This is a genomic window from Thiomonas sp. X19 (assembly GCF_900089495.1).
Lineage (GTDB): Bacteria > Pseudomonadota > Gammaproteobacteria > Burkholderiales > Burkholderiaceae_C > Thiomonas_A.
In genome coordinates this window covers 2,216,584-2,232,605 of the sequence record NZ_LT605203.1, presented here as the reverse complement: position 1 = coordinate 2,232,605, position 16,022 = coordinate 2,216,584, and the positions used below count along the sequence as shown (strand labels likewise).

Annotated in this window: 15 protein-coding genes and 1 pseudogene; 13 read left to right on the top strand and 3 right to left on the bottom strand. The window is 62.5% G+C overall.

Annotated features, from left to right (window positions below):
* Positions 1-108 precede the first annotated feature (108 nt).
* From THIX_RS10660 to THIX_RS10650, 3 genes are read left to right on the top strand one after another with little or no spacing between them, the layout of a single operon-like run.
* On the top strand, positions 109-402 hold the full coding sequence (locus THIX_RS10660) for a DUF1778 domain-containing protein (protein ID WP_112486220.1): 294 nt from the start codon (positions 109-111) through the stop codon (positions 400-402).
* Positions 399-896: a GNAT family N-acetyltransferase gene (locus tag THIX_RS10655; RefSeq protein ID WP_112486219.1), complete on the top strand. Its 498-nt coding sequence runs from the start codon at positions 399-401 to the stop codon at positions 894-896. Before THIX_RS10660 ends, THIX_RS10655 begins: the two co-directional genes overlap by 4 nt.
* 3 nt (positions 897-899) lie before the next feature.
* On the top strand, positions 900-1,127 hold the full coding sequence (locus tag THIX_RS10650) for a hypothetical protein (protein ID WP_112486218.1): 228 nt from the start codon (positions 900-902) through the stop codon (positions 1,125-1,127).
* A 984-nt stretch (positions 1,128-2,111) separates the two neighbouring features.
* On the opposite strand, the pseudogene istB reads toward THIX_RS10650, so the two are convergent.
* Positions 2,112-2,615 (bottom strand): annotated as a pseudogene (istB, locus tag THIX_RS10635) (IS21-like element ISThsp19 family helper ATPase IstB); the annotation flags it as partial.
* A gap of 297 nt (positions 2,616-2,912) precedes the next feature.
* Between istB and THIX_RS10630 the strand changes: the two are divergent.
* Complete coding sequence (locus THIX_RS10630; protein ID WP_112486169.1) at positions 2,913-3,113, top strand: hypothetical protein; 201 nt, start codon at positions 2,913-2,915, stop codon at positions 3,111-3,113.
* Positions 3,094-5,166 (top strand): recombinase family protein, encoded by a 2,073-nt coding sequence (locus THIX_RS10625; protein ID WP_112486168.1) that lies wholly within the window; start codon positions 3,094-3,096, stop codon positions 5,164-5,166. Before THIX_RS10630 ends, THIX_RS10625 begins: the two co-directional genes overlap by 20 nt.
* 16 nt (positions 5,167-5,182) lie before the next feature.
* On the opposite strand, the gene THIX_RS10620 is transcribed toward THIX_RS10625, so the two are convergent.
* Positions 5,183-6,028 carry a hypothetical protein gene (locus THIX_RS10620; RefSeq protein ID WP_112486217.1) on the bottom strand — a complete coding sequence of 282 codons (846 nt, stop codon included), beginning with the start codon at positions 6,026-6,028 and terminating at the stop codon, positions 5,183-5,185.
* A gap of 203 nt (positions 6,029-6,231) precedes the next feature.
* On the opposite strand from THIX_RS10620, the gene THIX_RS10615 reads away from it, so the two are divergent.
* Positions 6,232-7,421 (top strand): IS3 family transposase gene (locus THIX_RS10615; protein ID WP_112486216.1). Its coding sequence is split into 2 segments (ribosomal slippage): positions 6,232-6,490 and positions 6,490-7,421, totalling 1,191 coding nucleotides; the frame shifts between segments, so codons are not numbered across the junction.
* A gap of 5 nt (positions 7,422-7,426) precedes the next feature.
* Here THIX_RS10615 and THIX_RS10610 read toward each other — a convergent pair.
* A complete protein-coding gene (locus tag THIX_RS10610) occupies positions 7,427-8,227 on the bottom strand; it encodes a hypothetical protein (RefSeq protein WP_146748505.1) in 801 nt (266 codons plus the stop codon).
* 156 nt (positions 8,228-8,383) lie between these two features.
* On the opposite strand from THIX_RS10610, the gene THIX_RS23375 reads away from it, so the two are divergent.
* The 7 genes from THIX_RS23375 (at position 8,384) to pheT (ending at position 16,014) form a co-directional block, all read left to right on the top strand.
* Positions 8,384-8,527 (top strand): hypothetical protein, encoded by a 144-nt coding sequence (locus THIX_RS23375; protein ID WP_158540853.1) that lies wholly within the window; start codon positions 8,384-8,386, stop codon positions 8,525-8,527.
* A 541-nt stretch (positions 8,528-9,068) separates the two neighbouring features.
* Entirely contained in the window at positions 9,069-10,976 is a 1,908-nt protein-coding gene (gene thrS / locus THIX_RS10600; protein ID WP_112486213.1) for a threonine--tRNA ligase, read from the top strand.
* A 40-nt stretch (positions 10,977-11,016) separates the two neighbouring features.
* Positions 11,017-11,562, top strand: coding sequence for a translation initiation factor IF-3 (gene infC / locus THIX_RS10595; protein ID WP_112486212.1), 546 nt, complete (start codon positions 11,017-11,019; stop codon positions 11,560-11,562).
* 157 nt (positions 11,563-11,719) lie between these two features.
* Positions 11,720-11,917 carry a 50S ribosomal protein L35 gene (rpmI, locus tag THIX_RS10590; RefSeq protein WP_112486211.1) on the top strand — a complete coding sequence of 66 codons (198 nt, stop codon included), beginning with the start codon at positions 11,720-11,722 and terminating at the stop codon, positions 11,915-11,917.
* Positions 11,918-11,959: 42 nt separating this feature from the next.
* The gene (rplT, locus tag THIX_RS10585; protein ID WP_112486210.1) at positions 11,960-12,316 is read left to right on the top strand and encodes a 50S ribosomal protein L20; all 357 of its coding nucleotides are present in this window, start codon (positions 11,960-11,962) and stop codon (positions 12,314-12,316) included.
* A 148-nt stretch (positions 12,317-12,464) separates the two neighbouring features.
* Positions 12,465-13,517 carry a phenylalanine--tRNA ligase subunit alpha gene (pheS, locus tag THIX_RS10580; protein ID WP_112486209.1) on the top strand — a complete coding sequence of 351 codons (1,053 nt, stop codon included), beginning with the start codon at positions 12,465-12,467 and terminating at the stop codon, positions 13,515-13,517.
* A gap of 64 nt (positions 13,518-13,581) precedes the next feature.
* Positions 13,582-16,014 carry a phenylalanine--tRNA ligase subunit beta gene (gene pheT / locus THIX_RS10575; protein ID WP_112486208.1) on the top strand — a complete coding sequence of 811 codons (2,433 nt, stop codon included), beginning with the start codon at positions 13,582-13,584 and terminating at the stop codon, positions 16,012-16,014.
* Positions 16,015-16,022 lie beyond the last annotated feature (8 nt).

Below are 16,022 nucleotides of genomic sequence, written 5' to 3'. Positions count from 1 at the left end.
GTGCAGTCGCAGTCACCCAAGGCGACCGGGCGCTTCTCACAACAGCTAGACCGCGTACGTCGTTCGTACTAACATGGCGGCTATTGATCTAACAAACGAGGTGGCGCCATGGTTGCCATTGCATCTTCACCTGCTGCCCGGTCCGCCCGCCTGGGCCTTCGCGCCACTCCCGAACAGGAAGTTGTGCTGCGTCGTGCTGCCGAAGTGGCACACAAATCACTGACCGATTTCATCCTCGACAGCGCCTGCTTGGCCGCTGAGCAGACCCTGCTCGACCAGCGTTTGTTCATGGTCTCGGGCAGCCAGTACCAAGCCCTGATGGATTTACTGGATCAGCCAGAACAACCCAACGAGGGCTTGCGTGATCTGTTTTCGCGCAAAGCACCGTGGGATGCGAAGTGACGTTGCGCGGACCTGAGCCTCTTGGAGTTCAGCACGGGCTAGATGGATTCGACTGCGGCAAACCAGCGCTGAACGACTGGCTGCTGCGCCACGCCCAGCAGGCCCAAGGCAGCGGATCAGCCAGAACCTTTGTCGTGGCAGCTGATGATCGCGTGGCTGGTTATTTCAGCCTGACTGTTGGCCAGATCGATTCGCTGGAGGCGCCGGATCGCATCCGCAAAGGGATGGGGCAGTACCCGGTGCCGGTGGTGATCCTGGCGCGGCTGGCCGTGTCGCTGCAGGATCAGGGACGCGGCATCGGATTTGGCCTGCTGCAGAATGCCATCCGCCGCACGATGCTGATTGCCGAGCAGGCCGGCATCCGTGCGATGCTTACCCACCCTATCGACGAGGAAGCGGCAAGGTTCTATACCCGGTTCGGCTTCATTGCGTCGCCGCTGCGCGAGCAGCAGTTGTTGTTGCTACTCAAAGATGCCCGCCGCTGGGTAAGTTGAACCATGACTACTGAATCACTTCCCAACTTCACCGCACCCGCTCGCCAGCATTGGGACTCGATCTCTGCCGACATCCGCCAGCGCTTGTTGGCCAATGTCTGGTGCGGCCATTGCCGTCACGACGTGACAATCACCGATTTCAGCGGAACTATCAAAGGCAGTGATTTGCTGCTGGTGGGCAAGTGTTCTGAGTGCCATGGTGACGTGGCGCGAGTGATCGAGGCGGTGTAGACGCACCGTCTCCACCATCGGCAAGCGGAAAGACAGCTTTGTTTGCCGATCTACGGACAAACGCTAGGGATTGGGGTATCACTGGGGTATCCGTGGTGCATGAAAAGGGTCAGATGTGAGTGTTTATGGGGGTTGGACGCGGGTTCAAGTGTCCCCCCGGCTCCACCAATATCGATGCCCAACTGCGTATGCAGTTGGGCATTTTTCTTGTGCGCCCGCGTGTTTACAAGGGTTCCTGCGAAAGCCTGCGGACTTCGAGGTTCCGGGGACTCACCAAAATCTTGCCGTTTTTACTCTCTCTGGGCCGTTTTTCTCTCCGGCCCCGCTCTCCCGAAGTGGCCCGAAGTCCGCAAAGGCCGGCGCCGCTCCATTTATGAATCAATAGGTTACGCGCGGACGAATCAAGCGGTTGTTTTTCAGCATTGGTAGGCGGTTGTGGCGACCGTCCGTGTCGAACCTGTGTAAGCGTACCGAAGGGTTTTCCTTTCTCTGTTCTCTGCTGCCCTCTTGAGCATTCAAGGCCAGAAGTCGTGTATTGGCGCGGGTTTGCGGGCCGTCGGTTTGCTTCTTCGCTTGCTCGGGAGCGCGCGACCGAGACAGCGAAAGGCGCAAAAAATCGCTCTGAGGCGTGTCGTCGCGGCACGGAGGTCAGCGCGAGCCTGCCACCAGCGCCTCATGTTGCACCAGCCAAGACGCCGACAACTTGCCGCGCAGCAACTGGCTGACGCCCACCTCGATGCGTCCCAAGGCGCTGCTTTCGATCAGGTCCGGGGCCAGTTGACCTAATCTGTCGGCGCCGATTCAAATTTGAGCCACCGTGCCGACTGAATATTGAGCCAGGGGTGGAAGCCGATTTTGAGAGGGTCGGCTGTGGATAAGTGTAGGGGCTGTGCTGGTTCGGGGACCTCCTTGTTGTTGTGTTGAAGCCGATGGGCAAGCCGCGCAGGGCGTAGCCCGTAGCGGCTTGCCCATCGCGGAGCGTGCTCAGAATGGGGCGGGTTCTGCCTGCGCCGAGACGTCCTTGCGCGCCTGCTCGCGGGCCTTGATTCGCTTCTTGGCTGCAGCCGTGCTGCGGCTAAACCGGATCGACTCGTTGCCTGTTTCCACGATGTGGCAGTGGTGCGTGAGCCGGTCCAGCAGTGCGGTGGTCATCTTCGCGTCGCCGAACACGCTGGACCATTCGGCGAAGTCCAGGTTGGTCGTGAGCATCACGCTGGTGTGCTCGTACAGCTTGCTGAGCAGGTGGAACAGCAACGCCCCACCGGCCTGGCTGAACGGCAGATAGCCCAGCTCGTCCAGAATGATCAGGTCCATGCGCAGCAGGCTGGTGGCGATGCGCCCGGCCCTGCCTTGGGCCTTCTCCTGCTCCAGTGCGTTGACCAGATCGACCGTGGAGTAGAACCGCACCCGCTTGCCGTGCCGGGTGATGCCCGAGACGCCCATGGCCGTGGCCAGATGGGTCTTTCCAGTGCCAGGCGAAGCAGTCACATACTGCCCGCGAACAGCTCGTCGAGCTGGCTCGCATCAACTATCCGTTCCATCCCCGGACGGGTCATGAAGTTGAGGTGCTCGGCCGAGTCAGGCATGGAACCGAAGACTTCCTGATTGTCCGTCAGCCCGACGGCACGAGGGCGCATCTACCGCAGTGGATGACACTACCTGCGGCCGGCGATGTGCCCACGCACTGGCCTCCGCGGATGTTGCTGCGCTGCCTGCTTGCGCTGCGAGGCGAACTCGACGCAGTCCTATGTTCATCGACCATTTCCCAGGCACACGGAGGCGTCGATGAAGCCAACCCCGCCGCGAGCGATCCCGCTCGTGCAAGCCGACCTGTTCGACGCCGCAACGGCGCCAGCACCACTGACGCGATTGCAGCAGCGTCACGACGACCTCGTCGAACTGCTGAGCCAACTCCTGTGGCAGGTGGCAAGTCAGTCCGACGTCGTTGAACACATGGAGGATGACGATGAACAAGATCAACCCTGAGCACTTGGCGCGTGGCGCCTACGTGTACGTGCGCCAGTCCACAGCCGATCAGTTGCGCCACAACCATGAGAGTCGCCGGCGCCAATACGCCCTGGCCGATCGGGCACGCGCGCTCGGTTGGACCGAGGTCGTGGTCATCGACGACGACCTCGGTGTGTCCGCCGGCGGCGTCGCACGGCCAGGCTTTGAGCGACTGCTGGCGGCGATCTGCAGCGGCCAGGTCGGCGCCGTGGTGTCCATTGAGGCATCGCGCCTGGCACGCAACGGTCGCGACTGGCACACGCTGCTGGAATTCTGCGCACTGGTGGGCAGCCTCATCGTCGACGAAGACGGCATTTATGATCCACGCAGCGTCAACGACCGGTTGCTGCTGGGCATGAAGGGCACGATGTCGGAGATGGAGTTGTCCCTCCTTCGCCAACGATCCGTCGAAGCCCTCAAGCTCAAGGCGGCGCGGGGTGATCTGCACACGACGGTGGCGATCGGCTATGTGCGCAGCGAGGGCGACCGGATTGAACGCGACGCCGATCTGCGCATCCGCGAAGCGATCGCGGCCGTGTTCCGTCGATTCGCACAGGCCGGCAGCGTGCGCCAGGCGCTGCTGTGGTTCCGACAAGAGCGCATTGATCTGCCCTCGGCGGTCTACGAGAACGGCCGGCGCTGCGTGATCTGGCGTCTGCCGGTCTATAACGCGGTGCTCAAGATTCTCACCAATCCCGTCTATGCCGGCGCCTATGCGTTTGGCCGCACCGAGACACGCGTCCGGATCGAAGCCGGCCGCAAGCGCGTCGTGCACGGCCATCGTCGTGCCCAGGAGCACTGGCAGGTCTTGATCCAGGAGCACCACGAGGGGTACATTGATTGGCCGACCTATGAGCACAACCAGCGCGTGATCGCCGACAACACCAACATGCGCGGCAGCATGGCGCGCGGCGCACCCCGGCGCGGAGAGGCATTGCTGGCCGGGTTGCTGCGATGCGCGCACTGTGGTCGCAAGCTGCACGTCGCCTACAGCGGCAGCGACGGCACCATCGCCCGCTATCACTGCAAGGGGGCCGCGATCAATCATGGCGCGGTGCCTGGATGCATTTCTTTCGGCTCGCTGCGCGTGGACGAGGCCGTCTCCGGCGAAGTGCTGAGCGTGCTGCTGCCGCTTGGGGTGCAGGCCGCACTGCGTGCCATCGAGCACCATGCCAACGATGAGCACGCGACGCGGCGCCAGCTCGAACTCGCGTTGGAGCAGGCGCGCTTTGAGGCGGCGCGTGCGCAGCGGCAGTTCGACGCCGTTGACCCCGGCAATCGACTGGTGGCCGCCGAACTTGAGCGGCGCTGGAACGAGCGCCTCTCCGAGGTTACCCGGCGCGAGGCGGAGATCAAGACGCTGCAGACCGTGACCGAATGGAGCCTGACGCCACAGCAGCGCGACGACCTCATGGCCCTGGGCACCGACTTGCCGCGGGTGTGGTCCCATCCTTCGGCCAGCAACGCCGTGCGCAAGCGCATCCTGCGCTGCGTGATCAGGGAGATCGTGGCGCGCGTGGACGAGGCGCGCATCGAACTCGTCATGCATTGGCAGGGAGGCGACCACACCGAATTGAGCGTGGTGAAGAACCGCACGGGACAGCACCGCTGGACCACCGATGTTGGGGTCCAGGTTCTGATCGTGCAGCTCGCACGCCAGTTGGGTGACGCTGGCATCGCCTCGTTGCTGAATCGTCTCGGCCACCGGACTGGCAAAGGGCATACCTGGACGGAAATGCGGGTGCGTTCGTTCCGCGGCGACCACCACATTGCGGTCTACCAAAATGGAGAGCGCGAAGCGCGTGGTGAGTTGACTCTGGAGCAAGCCGCTGAAGCGCTCGGGACGAGCAAGATGACGGTGCTGCGCATGATCAGCGTCGCTACACTTCCCGCCACGCAGGCCTGCAAGGGCGCGCCTTGGGCCATCAAGGCCGCCGATTTACAGCGTCCCGAGGTCCGCGCATCGGTCTCATCGCCTGGCGTGCGTCCGCTCCCAGACGATCCTCGACAGATTTCTCTTGAACTTCAATAACGTGGTGAGGTGAGCATCATGTCGCGTGATCGGGCGGGCCGTAGAGCAGGACATTGGTGCCACTCTTGTTGCCTCCCGCCAGGTGGTGACCCAGGGCCGACGCCAGATAGGTGCGCAGCAGCGTCCGGCTCAGCCCCAGATGCGGATAGTCGTCCAGGGTGAGCCGGGCCGGAGCACTGGAGGCCACCGCGCCACGCAGCAGCGCCAGCGGCTCGGTGTCCGGCGCCAGCATGGCCTCGGCAAAGGACGCCGAGAGCAGTTCCAGCCGGGTGGACAACGTGCCCTGGCCCGCCCGCCTCAGACTCAGCAGTCCGCTGTGGGCCAGCACCCCCGCCGGCGCCAGCGCCCGCTTCACCGCGACCTCGGGCACATCCAGCAACGTCGCCAGCACCCCGATGGCCTTCGCCGGGGTCAGCACCCCCAGGGTGTCGGCGGCGTCCTCGAACAGCCGCAGCGCCTGCAACAGACAGGCACAGCCCAGCAGCCGGCAGTCCACGGCCGAGAGCTGCACCAGGGCCCCCAGGCGCGCCAGGTTCTCGCTCAACTCGACCGGCGGCACGAGAGCGTCGGCCTGCGCCTCCAGCGCTTGCCAGACCGGATCGAGGGTCTGGCGCAGGGCTGCCAAGGCCGCCTCGCTCTCCAGGCTGCCGTGCAGGCTCGCATCCCAAGGTTCGCGCGGCACACCCAGGGCGGCGAGCAGACGGGACGCCCCCTGGGGGTCGCGCACGAGCTGGCGCAGTCCGCCCAGGGGCAGCAGGATGCGCAGCAGCCACAGGCGCACCAGGGGGACGGGAGGTTCGGAGGCGCTCGCGCGCGGGGGCGTGGCGTTCAGGGCGTCGAGCAGGCGTTGGTGGCGGGTCATGGGTCAGCGTGGCAGGGAGGGGGATGAAGGGAATGGATCGGGATGGAGGGGAATCGATCGGGAAGGAACGCGATGGGCTGGAGGGGGTGGATGGAACCCGCGATTCAGCGCGCAGCGTTCTGGGGTGCATGGATGGTCTGACCTTGCCCGCGAAAAACGTATCCCTTGCTGAGTGATTCAATCCAAGCAAGGAGAATATAGAAATGACGAAGACGATAAGGCGGGCGCGGTACACGCTGGAGTTCAAGCAGGAGGCGGTGCGCCTGGTCGAAGGCGGCCAGAGCATCGCGGCGGCGGCGCGCACGCTGGGCGTGGTGGACCAGACGCTGTTCAACTGGGTCAAGGCCCACCGGCAGGGCAAGCTTACCGGTGCCGACAGCAAGGTCGTGAGCGCCGAGCAGATGGAGATCAGCCGGCTGCGGGCCGAGCTGGCGCGCGTGAAGATGGAGCGCGACATCCTGGGAAAAGCGACGGCGTACTTCGCCAAGGCAGCGAAGTGAAGTACGCCTTCATCCAACGTCACCGCCGTGTGTGGCCGATCTCGGTGCAGTGCCGGGTGCTTGGTGTCAGCGTGGCCGGCTACCACGAGCACTTCGCTCGCCGTGCCAACGCTGCCCAGCGTCGCCACCTGAGCGACGATGCGCTGCTGGTGCACATCTTGGCCATTCATGCCGAGACGCGCGGCGGCTACGGCTGGCCACGCACGTGGAAGGAACTGCTGGCCAGGGGCATCCGGGTGGGCAAGCAGCGGGTTCAGAAACTCATGCAACGGCATGGCATACGCGCCAAGGGCAAGCGCCGCTTCAAGGTCACGACAGACAGCAACCATGACCTGCCGATCGCACCCAACCTGCTCGACCGACAATTCAACGTGGCCGAGCCCGACAAGGTCTGGGCGGGCGACATCACGTACATCGCCACCGACGAAGGGTGGCTGTTCCTGGCCGTGGTCATCGACTTGTTCAGTCGTCAAGTCATCGGCTGGAGCCTGCGCCAGGACATGACGCGCGACATCGTCATCGACGCCTTGCGCATGGCGTGGTTCAAGCGCCATCCGAGCAAGCAGGCCGGGCTGATCTTCCATAGCGACCGCGGCAGCCAATACGCTGCCAAGGACTACCGTGATGCGCTGACCGAATACGGCATCACCGCGTCGATGAGCCGTCGCGGCAACTGTTGGGACAACGCCTGCAGCGAGACGCTGTTCGGCTCGTTGAAGGTAGAGCGGCTACACGGGCAACGCTTCAAGACCCGGCGCCAGGCCATGGACGAAGTCGTCGCCTGGATGCTCTGGTACAACCGCACCCGACTGCACTCGACGCTGGCCTATGTCAGCCCGATGCGGTTCGAAGAAAACTGGCTCGCCAACCAACCCCGGCACGCCAGTGCATGAGTCGGCTATGGGATACGGATTCCAGGGGCAAGGTCAGTCTCGGTGGCTTCGGCTGTCTCGGTGGCTTGGGGTGCATCCAGGCTCAGGCCGAAGGCCAGGACCACGTGGTGGTCGTAGCGGCTGGGCAGCCACATCGCCAGCCCCAGCGCTGTGCCCAGCACCCAGATCAGCGCAAGACACCCGTCTGCCGGCCGGTGGGCCAGGATCCAGCCCACACTCCACGCCAGACCCCAAGCCAGTCCCGGCAGCAGCGCCACCGTTGCCCAGGCCCAGCGCCGGGCGCGCTGCCAGTGCCGCAGGGTCTCGCCTCCCAGGGCTTGGGGCTGCAGCCGCGCCAGCGTGGCGTCCAGGGGTAGCGCCTGCAGGTCCTGGCCGCTGACCCGGAAGATGGACTTGAGCCAGGCATCGCCTCGGCCGAGGTGCAGGATGCCGCGGCCGTAGAGCGCGGCCAGGGCGAAGGCCAGCAGCAGGAATGTCTGGCTCATTGCCGCTGAACGGCAAGCCAGGGCGGCACTGCCCAGGGCGGCGGCCAGGATCAGCCAGGGGGCGAACAGGGTGGCAAGCCCCAGCGCGGCGGCCAGACGCAGGCCGGCCATGCGACGTGCGCCCTGGGGGGATTGGCCACGGCGTGCGAAGCGGCGTTGCAGCCCCAGGCGGATGCGGTGGCCGGCCGGCGAATCGGTCCAGAACAGCACGAGCAGGATGTCGCGCAGGGCGGCCAGGCGGCTGCATCGCGGCGATGGGGGTGGGGAGGGGGCTGGGGATGAGGCTTGGGGGGTGGGGTGAGGGGTGGGGCGGGTTGGCATCGTGGGCTCTCCGGGATGGGGATGCCAACCATCTCAGCACGGGACCGAGCGAATGCAAGTCGACGCAACCGTCGCGTGGGCAGGAAACGTCGTCAGCCGATGCGTCGGCGACCTGGGCAGGCCAATTCGGCTCTCCACCCTCGGAAGGCTCGGGACATGCACGAGTTGGATTCAGCGCATGACCTGTTGCCTGCGTCGCGTCAGCATGCGTTGCAGCGCAAGGAGCCACTGGCGCAAAGCCCGACGGGTCGGGTGCGTGCCGAGCCGGAGTTGCGGCGGGTCTGGCGGCCTGGCAACTGAGGCTTTACGGCTTGCCAGCTTGCGCTAGTCGTAGTAGCGAGATGGTTCGTGACAAGGCCTATGGCCAAGCCAAAGGCCACAACCAGGAAAATGATCACGACGGAGATGAGTTTGGACAGCATCATGAGATCCTCTACGGGGCCTCCAGATCGCAAATCATGGGCTGTGGTGTAGCCGCCTTCCGAATGGGGTTTGCTAGACTTCAGAGTTGGGTCACCGTTTAAGCGTCTCGATCGAACCAAAAACGCGTTCGCTCTTGACGGTACAAATGACGGTATTTTTTCAGCACAATAAAGCTTGGTATGTTTAAAATCAAAAGCTTAGGACGATTTCTGAGCGATTTCGATTCCAATACCGCCTACCAGTCTTCCTGCGAGCTTCCCCCGCGAATTTGCGCACACACAATAACTGCGACACCATGGTCATGACACCGCGAACTTGTCCCAAGCCTTGAACAACAGGGTTAGGTTCGCGCGGCTCCTTCCAGGGGCTACTGAAAGTGCGGCTTGACCGCACTTTTTCATTTCCAGAGTCACACGCCATGCCTCAAATCACGCTTCCCGACGGCTCTGTTCGTCACTTCGATGGTGACGTCACGCTCGCCCAAGTCGCTGCTTCGATTGGTCCGGGGCTAGCCAAAGCGGCGCTCGCAGGCAAGGTTGACGGCCGTCTTGTCGACTTGAGCCACACCCTCAGCCACGACGCACAAGTGGCCATCGTCACCGACAAGGACGCGGAGGGGCTGGACATCATTCGCCATTCCACGGCCCATTTGCTGGCCTATGCGGTGAAGGAATTGTTCCCGCAAGCCCAGGTCACCATCGGCCCGGTGATCGAAAACGGCTTCTATTACGACTTTGCCTACAAGCGGCCATTCACCCCGGAAGACCTGGTGGCGATTGAAGCCAAGATGGTTTCCCTTGCCGCGCAGGACGAGCCCGTGTCGCGTCGTGTTTTGCCGCGTGACGAGGCCGTCCCTTTTTTCAAGGACCAGGGCGAGATCTATAAGGCTGAAATCATCGCCAGCATCCCCGCAGGCGAAGATGTCTCGCTCTACACCGAAGGCCGGTTCACCGACCTTTGCCGCGGTCCGCATGTCCCTTCCACCGGCAAGCTCAAGGTGTTCAAGCTGATGAAGCTTGCCGGCGCCTACTGGCGTGGCGACCACCGCAATGAGCAGTTGCAGCGCATTTACGGCACGGCCTGGACTCGCAAGGAAGACCAGGCCGCCTACCTGCAGCGATTGGAAGAAGCCGAGAAGCGCGACCACCGTCGCCTGGGCAAAGAACTCGACCTGTTCCACTTCCAGGATGAGGCGCCGGGCCTCGCCTTTTGGCATCCCAAGGGCTGGGCGCTGTGGCAGGCGGTCGAACAGTACATGCGCCAGGTGTACCGTGACAGCGGTTACCAGGAAGTTCGTTGCCCCCAGGTGCTGGACGTGAGCTTATGGAAGCGGTCCGGTCACTGGGACAACTACGCCGAGAACATGTTCTTCACCGAGTCGGAAAAGCGCGAGTATGCGCTCAAGCCGATGAACTGCCCTGGCCATGTGCAAGTCTTCAACACGGGCTTGCGCAGCTATCGCGACTTGCCGCTGCGCTACGGCGAGTTCGGTGCCTGCCACCGGAACGAACCATCGGGCGCGCTGCATGGCCTGCTCCGGGTGCGCGGTTTCACCCAGGACGATGGGCACATTTTCTGTACCGAAGATCAGATCGAATCCGAAGTCACCGCTTTTCACCGGCAGGCCATGAAGGTCTACAGTGATTTCGGTTTCACCGAGATCGACCTGAAAATTGCCCTGCGACCCGAAAAACGCATTGGCGACGATGCGGTCTGGGACAAGGCAGAAACTGCGCTACGCGCGGCGCTCAAGGCTTGCGGTGTGCGTTGGACCGAACTGCCGGGCGAGGGCGCCTTCTACGGCCCCAAGGTCGAATACCACATGAAGGATTCGATCGGCCGCGCCTGGCAGGTTGGCACCATGCAGGTTGACTTCATGATGCCCGAGCGTCTCGACGCGAGCTATGTCGACGAGCATTCGGCCCGCGTGCGACCCGTCATGCTGCATCGTGCCATCGTCGGTTCGATGGAGCGTTTCATCGGCGTGTTGATCGAGCACCATGCCGGAGCCTTGCCACTTTGGCTCGCGCCGGTGCAGGCCATGGTGCTCAATATCACCGACGATTCCGCCGCCTATGCCGCCGAAGTGACACAAGCGCTGAAAAAACAAGGCTTTAGAGTCGAGTCCGATTTGCGCAACGAAAAAATCACCTATAAAATTAGGGAACACTCGTTGCAAAAAATTCCTTATCTGCTCGTGGTCGGTGATAAGGAGCGCGCATCCCAGGCTGTTGCAGTGCGGGCGCGTGGCAACAAAGACCTGGGTGTGCGTCCCCTGTCCGAGTTTTCCCAAAGAATGCTCCAGGAACTGGCTGATTTGCAATAGCCGGGGTGCACAGTTGTTCTCAGCATTGAAAGGTTGAACCATCGCTACTGTACAGAGCCGTAATGCCCCGGAAAAAAGGGCCCACCGCCTCAATCGTGAAATCACCGTCCCTGAAGTTCGCCTGTCGGGCGAGGAAAACGAGGCCCTAGGCATCGTCTCCATCACCGAGGCGCTGCGCATGGCCGAAGAACATGGCGTCGATCTGGTCGAGATCGCACCGACGGCCGTGCCCCCGGTCTGCCGCTTGATGGATTACGGCAAGTTCAAGTATCAGGAACAGAAAAAAACACACGAAGCCAAGCTCAAGCAAAAGCAAATCCAGATCAAGGAAGTCAAGTTCAGGCCGGCTACTGATGAAGGTGATTATCTGATTAAAATCAGGAACTTGAAGCGGTTTCTTGATGATGGGGATAAAGCCAAGGTTTCCTTGCGATTTCGCGGCCGCGAAATCACCCACCAAGACATTGGCATGCGTTTGCTGGAGCGTGTACGCGACGACCTCGAGCCGCATGGCCAGGTCGAGCAAATGCCCAGACTCGAAGGGCGGCAGATGATCATGGTGCTGTCGCCTCGCAAGAAAAAATAGCAGCTCAGCTGCTCGACATCCGATGCGCAGGCGCTGCCTGTGTGCGGTCCACAGCCAGATTCCCGGAGCATCGGGACTGGCTGATTACAAGTGAGCGCAGGCTCAAGTGCTGCTTCGGCAGACGCCTGCGACCATGTCAACCTCAATGGAGCAATCAATGCCCAAGATGAAAACCAAGAAAAGCGCCGCCAAGCGCTTTCGCGTCCGCCCAGGCGGCACGGTCAAGCGTGGCCAGGCGTTCAAGCGTCACATCCTCACCAAGAAGACAACCAAAAACAAACGTCATCTTCGTGGCTCCACCGAAGTGCACGCGACGAATATGGGCCATGTCGCCCAGATGATGCCGTTTGCTTGAGCTCCAGGGCTCTCGCGTTTTTTCTGATGAAGGAGTGATCAAATGCCTCGCGTCAAACGTGGTGTAACGGCTCGCGCCCGCCACAAAAAAGTTCTGGATCAGGCCAAGGGTTTCCGCGGCCGTCGTAAAAATGTCTTCCGCATCGCCAAGCAGGCGGTGATGAAGGCCGGCCAATACGCCTACCGTGACCGTCGTGCCAAGAAGCGCGTGTTCCGCGCGCTCTGGATTACACGGATCAATGCGGCAGTGCGCGAACGCGGCATGAGCTACAGCGTGTTCATGAACGGCATGAAAAAGGCCGCCATCGAAATCGACCGCAAAGTGCTGGCTGATATGGCTGTGCACGACTCGATTGCCTTCGGCAAGATCGTCGAACAGGTCAAGGCCAAGCTGGCCTGAGCCTGATTGCAGCAGCCCTGTGCTGCTCAACGACCGGATGTGCCCAGGGGCACGTCCGGCGTCCCGATGCCAAGGCCTGGTCAATCCGGGCCTTTTTTCTCGCCGCTTCGCAGCACAGTCGTAGTGCGTTCACACGAGTCTTCATGCCATGACGGAATTGCAAGATCTGGTGCATCGGGCCGAAACGGAGTTTGCGGCCATCTCGCACCCTGCCGAGTTGGAAAACGCCAAGGCGCGCTACCTTGGCAAAGCCGGGGCGATCACGGCCCTGATGAAAGGTTTGTCGCAACTCTCGCCTGAACGCAAGCGTGAGCAAGGCGCAAGCATCAATCTGGCCAAACAGGGCATTGAAGCTGCCTTGCAGCAACGGCGTGCAGCCCTCGCGGAATTGGAGTTGCACGCCAAGCTCGCAGCCGAAGCCATCGACGTCACCTTGCCGGGCCGTGGCCAGCATGGCGGTGGATTGCATCCGGTGGTGCGTTCCTGGATGCGGATCGAGGAGATCTTCAGTTCCATCGGCTTTGCCGTGGCCGAAGGCCCTGAAATCGAAGACGACTGGACCAACTTTACGGCGTTGAATTCGCCGCAGAACCATCCTGCCAGGTCGATGCAGGACACGTTCTATGTGGACGTGGAGGACGAACGCGGCCAGCCATTGCTGTTGCGCACGCACACTTCGCCGATGCAGGTCCGGCATGCGCGGGCGCATGTGCAGCGTTACGCAGCAGGTATAGGTGCAATGCCCGACATCAAGGTGATTGCTCCTGGGCGCACCTACCGCGTCGACAGTGACGCCACGCATTCGCCGATGTTTCACCAGTTTGAAGGCCTGTGGATTGGAGAGCGTGTTTCCCTGGCCGACCTCAAGGGCGTGTACACCAGTTTCCTGCAGACGTTTTTCGAGCGCGATGACATCACGCTGCGGTTTCGGCCATCCTATTTTCCCTTCACCGAACCCTCGGCCGAAATCGACATGATGTTCGACAGCGGTCCGCTCAAAGGCCGCTGGCTGGAAATTTCCGGCGCTGGGCAGGTGCATCCCACGGTGGTGCGCAACTTCGGCCTGGATCCCGAGCAATACATCGGCTTCGCTTTCGGTTCCGGCATCGAGCGCCTGACCATGTTGCGTTATGGCGTGGGTGACCTGCGCCAGTTTTACAGTGGCGACTTGCGCTTTCTCGAGCAGTTCAACCCGGCTTGATGGCCCCTAGGCCGTTGCCTCGACACGCAACCTTTCTTCATTCCACCCCGACGAAACCTAGCCCATGCAAGTGCCCGAATCCTGGCTGCGACAGTTCTGCAATCCGGACCTGAGCAGCGAACAGATTGCCGACCGTTTGACCATGGCCGGCCTCGAGGTTGAAGACATGCAGGCCGCCGCACCCGCATTCAGTGGCGTCGTGGTGGGCGAGGTGGTGAAGGTCGAACCCCATCCGAATGCAGACCGGCTGCGTGTCTGCCAAGTGCAAGTGGGACAAGCCGAGGCCTTGCAAATCGTCTGTGGCGCACCCAATGTGGCTTTGGGCATGAAGGCCCCCTGCGCCCTGCTGGGCGCCATGCTGCCGCCATCTGCGGCGGATGGGAAGCCGCTGCAGATGACTGCGGCAACCGTGCGCGGCGTGACCTCCCAGGGCATGTTGTGCTCGGCCAAGGAGCTGGGTTTGTCCTCCGATCACACTGGCCTACTGGCCTTGCCGCAAGAGCTCAAAACCGGGCAGGACTTGCGCCAGGCGCTGGACCTCGACGACTGCGTCTTCACCATCAAGCTCACGCCCAATTTGGGCCACTGTCTCAGCGTGTTGGGTGTGGCGCGCGAGCTGGCCGCAGTGACCGGAACTCCGTTGGTGCAACCCAGTTTTCCTCCCGTGATTCCGGCCCTGGATGAGGTCCTGCCGGTCCGCATCGAGGCAGCCGAACTCTGCGGTCGTTTTTCCGGCCGTGTGATCCGTGGCGTGAATGCGCAGGCCCCGACTCCTGCCTGGATGCGCCAGCGCCTGGAGCGCGCCGGCCAGCGCAGTATTTCGGCACTGGTGGACATCTCCAACTACGTCATGCTGGAACTCGGCCGGCCCTCGCATGTGTTCGATCTCGACAAGGTCGAAGGCGACCTTGAGGTGCGTTGGGGCAGGCCGGGGGAGTCGCTCAAGCTGCTCAACGGGCAGACCGTGGAGGTGGATGCGCAAGTCGGCGTCATTGCCGCTGGACGCGGCATCGAGTCCCTCGCCGGGATCATGGGAGGTGACGCCACGGCCGTCAGCCTGGACACGCGCAATGTCTACGTCGAAGCAGCGTTCTGGTGGCCCGACGCCGTCCGTGGTCGTGCCCGCCGCTACAACTTTTCCACCGATGCCGGCATGCGCTTCGAGCGCGGGGTCGATGCCGCAACAACCACGCAGCACGCCGAGCACATCACCCGCCTCATCCTCGACATCTGCGGTGGGCAGCCGGGCCCGCTCGACGACCACATCCTGCAGTTGCCGGAACGCGAACCGGTGCGCATGCGCGCGGCACGTTGCGAGCGCATCATGGGCGTGTCCATCGGCGTTGATCGCATGGCGGACGTTTTTACGCGCCTCGGTTTGCCATTCCAGCAAGAAGGATCTGGCGCTGACGTCGCTTTCCGCGTCACCCCGCCAAGCTACCGTTTCGATCTCGAGATTGAAGAAGACCTGATCGAGGAAGTCGCTCGCATTCATGGCTATGCCAACATTCCCACGGTTCCGCCCCTCGCTCAGGCCCGCATGCTGCCTGCCCCCGAAGGGCAGCGCAGTCAGCATGCGCTGCGCGAATTGCTCGCTGCCCGCGCGTATCAGGAAACCATCAATTTCAGTTTCGCCGAACCTGAGTGGGAAACCGCTCTTGTCGGCAATTCCCAACCCATCCAACTGCTGAACCCCATCGCGGCGCAGGCCAGCGTCATGCGCAGCAGTCTGCTCGGCGGCTTGCTCCAGGCGCTGCGCCTGAACTTGAGCCACAAGGCGCGGCGTGTTCGATTGTTCGAACTGGGGCGTGTGTTCATGCGCGACACGCGCGCAGCAAATGCGGCACAGCCTGCCGGCATTGCGCAGCCCATGCGCGTCGGCGGCCTGGCCTATGGCCCGGTCTGGCCCATGCAGTGGGCGCAGGCCGAACGCCTGGTGGATTTTTTCGACGTGAAGAACGACATTGAGCAGCTCTGCGCCGGCGCTGGTTTGTTGAGCTTCGAGCCATTGGTGCATCCGGCCTTGCATCCTGGTCGAAGCGCAGCGGTTTTACTCAATGGCCAAGCGGTCGGCATCCTCGGTGAGGTGCATCCCCGCTGGATGCAAAAGTACGCTTTGCCTCATGCTCCAGTGGTGTTCGAGCTCGATGCCATGGCCCTGCAATCGCAGGCCATGCCAACAGTCTGCCCCGTGGCACGTGCACCGGCCATTCTGCGCGACTTGTCTTTCGTGATGGATCGAACCATTCCCGCGGCAAGGATCCTGCAAGTCGTGCGCGAGGCGCGTACATCGGATGCGCGTTGCGGTATCGTCCAGGATGTCGAGCTTTTCGATGTCTTTCTTCCCCAGCACGAAGAAGGCAAGACGCGCAAAAGCGTGGCACTGCGCCTGACGCTACAGGCTGCGGAGACCTTGACCGATATGCAAGCCGATGCCGCAAGTGAAGGTGTGATCGAGGCCATGCGACTGACTCTCGGTGCCAGCCTGAGAAACTGACCGCGCCT